Here is a 4,208-nt window from a genome sequence, read left to right as displayed (position 1 = left end):
ATGATGTCAATGTCTGGGCCATGGGGGGGAATGATCGATCGCGGAAGACTCCTAAGAGGGCTTCGCGCAAGCAAGCCGCTGAAAAAGGCTCGCCTAAACAATTTATGTTATTTACTAACACGGCTTAAACATAGTAAATTCAAGGATATTATTACGTCAATCCTAATTTCACAGGAACTGAAGCGATGAATGATACAAACTACCAAGTTCACTTCCAGGCTGGCATGATCGACCCACTCAACAAGGGGCTGGGGGCGCTGGAACAGCCGCTGGCACCGCAGCAGGCCGGCCGGGTGCGCTGGAACCTGCTCAACGAAGACGTGAGCTTGCCGGCGGCGGTGTTGTATGAGGAAAAAATCGCCCACAACCTGAAGTGGATGCAGGACTTCGTCGGCCAGTACCAGGTCAAGCTGGCCCCGCATGGCAAGACCACCATGGCGCCCAAGCTCTTTGCACGCCAGCTCGACACCGGGGCCTGGGGCATTACCTTGGCCACCGCCCACCAGACCCTGGCGGCCTATCACCACGGCGTGCGCCGGGTGATCATGGCCAATCAACTGGTGGGCAAGCGCAACATGGCCATCATCTCCGAGCTGCTGGCCGATCCCGAATTCGAATTCTTCTGCCTGGTTGACTCGGCCGAGCTGGCCGAGCAGCTCGGCGCTTTCTTCGCCGAGCGCAAGCAGACCTTGAACGTGCTGCTGGAACTGGGCCCGGCCGGTGGCCGCACCGGCGTGCGCGATGCTGCGCAACAGGCAGCGGTGCTGGAGGCCATCGGGCGCTGGGACAGCTTGGCCCTGGCCGGGGTGGAAGTGTATGAAGGCGTGCTCAAGGAAGAGGTGGATATCCGCCGCTTCCTGCAACGTGCCGTGGCCTGCCTCCAGGAGTTGGCCGCGCAAGGCCGGTTGGCACGGCGCCTGGAACGTGGCCCGGCGGTGCTGACCGGTGCCGGTTCGGCCTGGTACGACGTGGTGGCCGAGGAATTCGGCCAGGCCGAGATCGGCGCAGCGCTGGAAGTGGTGCTGCGCCCCGGCTGCTACCTGACCCATGACGTGGGCATCTATCGCGCCGCGCAGGCACAGATCCAGGTACGCAATCCGGTGGCGCACCAGATGCGCAGCCAATTGCAGCCGGCCCTGCAACTATGGGCCTACGTGCAATCGATTCCCGAAGCCGACAAGGCCATCATCGCCCTGGGCAAGCGCGACGCCGCCTTCGATGCCGGCCTGCCGGCCCCGGTCACGCGCTTCCGACCGGGCCAGGACAGCCAGCCACAGGCCACTCCGGCGCACTGGGAAGTGACCGGCATGATGGACCAGCACGCCTACCTCAAGATTGCCGAAGGCGACGATATCCGGGTCGGCGACATGATCGCCTTCGACATTTCCCACCCTTGTCTGACCTTTGACAAGTGGCGTCACCTGGTGGTGGTGGACCAGCGCTTCGATGTGACCGACATCGTCCAGACCTTCTTCTGATGTTGATTTCTGATGCAACGATGGAGATGGAGATCGAGCAGAACATGAGCAAGCCCATCCTCGCCTACGGCGAAGCCATGGTCGAATTCAACCAGCGCATCGATGCGCCGCGCCAGTACCTGCAAGGCTATGGCGGCGACACGTCCAACTTCGCCATCGCCGCCGCGCGCCAGGGCGCGGCCAGCGCTTATCTGAGCGCGGTGGGTGATGACCACTTCGGCGCCGATCTACTGGATCTGTGGCGGCGCGAGCACGTCGATGTGCAGCACGTGGCCATCCATGCAGGCGGCAGTACGGGCCTGTACTTCGTCACCCATGATCAAGCCGGGCACCACTTCCATTACCGCCGCATAGGCTCGGCCGCCAGCCGCTATGCCGCCAGCGACCTGCCCTTGCCGGCCATCGCTGGCGCCGGCGCGCTGCACCTGTCGGGCATCAGCCTGGCCATCAGCGAAACCGCCTGCGAGGCCGGGCTGGCGGCCATGGCATTTGCCCGCCAGTGCGGCGTGACCACCTCGCTGGATACCAATCTGCGCTTGCGCCTGTGGCCGCTGGAGCGCGCCCGCGAGAAGATGGAGCAAGCCTTGCGGCTGTGCGATATCTGCCTGCCGAGCTGGGACGATGTGGCCATGTTGACCGGACTGGAAGACCGAGACACCATCGTCGACCGCTTGCTGGCCTATGGCGTGCAACTGGTGGCCTTCAAGCTGGGCCATGCAGGCTGTTACGTGGCCACCCCGCAAGCGCGCCGGCTGGTAGCGCCCTACCCGGTGCAGGCGCTGGATGCCACCGGCGCGGGCGACTGCTTCGGTGGCGCATTCATGGCCGAGCTGATGGCAGGGCGCGATCCGTTCGAGGCAGCGCGCTACGCCAATGTGGCGGCAGCACTCTCGACCACCGCTTACGGCGCAGTGGACCCCATCCCGTGCCGCGCCCAGGTGCAGGCTGCGCTGCAGGCCTCTGCCGACCGGGCCTGAAGCCCCCCGAGACCACCTGAGACCATCTCGCTGGCCGCCGGCCTAGTGCCGGCGCGCCACGAACAACATACCCGCCACCGGCTGACGTACTTCTTCGCGCAAGATCTGGTCGCTGTCATGCAGCACTTCCATGCCATTGGCCTGCAACAGGGCGCGCACGTAATGGCGGCCATGCCGGTAGCGCCCGCTGGCGTGCAGGCAATAGCCTGACTGGCCGGCATCCTGCGCGGTCAACGCCTCCACCGTGAAGACCAGGTAACCACCACTGCGCAAGGCCGCAGCGACCGCAGCCAGCACTGGCGCCAGGTCGCCGAAATAGATCATGGTATCGGCGGCCGTCACCAGGTCGCAGGACTGTGGATGGCGCGCCAGGTAGTCGCCGATCTCGGCCTTTTCCAGCTGATCGTAATAGCCGGTGGCAGCGGCCTTTTCCAGCATCTTGCCCGCCAGATCGACCCCCACCAGATGATGCGCATACGGCGCCAGTTGCACCCCGCACAGCCCGGTGCCACAGCCAATGTCGAGGGCGGCGAACTGACGGGCCGGCGGCACCACCTGGGCCAGGCCCTGGCCGATCAGGCTGGGTCCGCGATAACCGAGGCTATGCAGCAGATTGCTTTCAAAGGTGTCGGCATAACGGTCGAAGTGCGATTCGATATAGCGATCCGAGGCGCGCAGCGGCACGTCGTCCTGCGAGCAGGCGGCCAGCATGTGGATCGCGATAGGGTTGTCCGGCTCTTGCTCATGCCAGGCGCGATAGGCTTGCGCGGCCTCCTGCAGGCGGCCCAGGAAATAGAAGGAAATGCCCACCATCTCCCAGGACTTGCCTTCCATCGGCGGCAGCACGTAGGCGCGGCACTGGTAGTGCGAGGCTTGCATCTTGTCGCCGGCAGCCTCGTAGAGACTGCCCAGGTGCAGCAAGGACGGCTGGAATTCGGGTGCAATCGCGATGGCGCGCTGGAAGGCCTGGATGGCATCCTCCTGGCGCCCCTGCTGCATATAGGCCGCCCCCAGGTTATTCCAGACGGAGTGGTCTTCCGGCGTGATGGCCAGCGCATCGGCATAGGCCTGGGCGGCCGGCTCCAGTTCACCCAGCGCAAAGAGGACGTTGCCCAGGTCGTTGTGCCAGGCGGCATTGTCGGGCTCCAGCGCGCTGGAGAGTTCCAGCTTGTCCAACGCCTCGGCATGGCGGCCGGCCTGGTGCAGCCAGATGCCGTAGAAATGCAGCGCCACCGCGTCGATAGGATTTTCTTCCAGCACCGCTTCATAGACGGCGCGGGCCTCGTCCAGGCGCCCGGCCATGTGGGCGTCGATGGCCGCGTGCAAGCGCAGCGGATGCGTCTGGTGGATGTCCTGCTGCTCAGGCATGGCCCGGTCTCCCTGGAAAGCCCATGAAGGCGGCGCATCGGAGGTCCGCCGTCCTTTACATGTTCCTGACAAGTCTGCAACAGCTTGGCCTATCGGGCAATACCTGTTTCTCCGCGATCATGCTAGAGAGTTTCGCACTCCTGACCACTACAGTCCGGCCAGGCTATGGCCGATACTGCCCAGCCGGCGCAGCGCCTGGTCCAGTTCACGGGTGAAGGGATGGCCGCAGCAGATGCGCAGGAAATGACCATAACGGTTGGAATTGGAGAAGATAGCCCCGGGCGAGACCCCGCAGTAAGCCTATGATAAATAAGGAATAAATCTAATCATTGGGCTTTTTCGGCTTGTTGTTCATTTCACATCTTTGCGATGCCGCAAAGATTTG

3 protein-coding genes are annotated in these 4,208 nt (G+C 63.7%); 2 read left to right on the top strand and 1 reads right to left on the bottom strand.

What is annotated here, in order from left to right; genetic code table 11:
* Positions 1-185: 185 nt before the first annotated feature.
* Both I5W_RS12630 and I5W_RS12625 read left to right on the top strand, forming a co-directional pair.
* A complete protein-coding gene (locus I5W_RS12630; RefSeq protein ID WP_044529490.1) occupies positions 186-1,478 on the top strand; it encodes an amino acid deaminase in 1,293 nt (430 codons plus the stop codon).
* A gap of 44 nt (positions 1,479-1,522) precedes the next feature.
* On the top strand, positions 1,523-2,455 hold the full coding sequence (locus I5W_RS12625) for a sugar kinase (protein WP_044529491.1): 933 nt from the start codon (positions 1,523-1,525) through the stop codon (positions 2,453-2,455).
* 42 nt (positions 2,456-2,497) lie between these two features.
* Here the strand turns inward: I5W_RS12625 and I5W_RS12620 are convergent, their stop codons facing one another.
* Entirely contained in the window at positions 2,498-3,823 is a 1,326-nt protein-coding gene (locus I5W_RS12620) for a tetratricopeptide repeat protein (protein ID WP_044529489.1), read from the bottom strand.
* Between the last annotated feature and the right edge of the window lie 385 nt (positions 3,824-4,208).

The organism is Herbaspirillum sp. B65 (genome assembly GCF_000333555.1).
Lineage (GTDB): Bacteria > Pseudomonadota > Gammaproteobacteria > Burkholderiales > Burkholderiaceae_D > Herbaspirillum > Herbaspirillum rubrisubalbicans.
The sequence above is the reverse complement of the archived record's forward strand: the minus strand, read 5'-3'. Positions and strand labels throughout refer to the sequence as shown.

What these genes read in the sequence shown, in the direction of transcription:
- I5W_RS12620 (WP_044529489.1), bottom strand. Translation starts at nt 3,823, where the DNA reads ATGCCTGAGCAGCAGGACATCCACCAGACGCATCCGCTGCGCTTGCAC.
- I5W_RS12630 (WP_044529490.1), top strand. Translation starts at nt 186, where the DNA reads ATGAATGATACAAACTACCAAGTTCACTTCCAGGCTGGCATGATCGAC.
- I5W_RS12625 (WP_044529491.1), top strand. Translation starts at nt 1,523, where the DNA reads ATGAGCAAGCCCATCCTCGCCTACGGCGAAGCCATGGTCGAATTCAAC.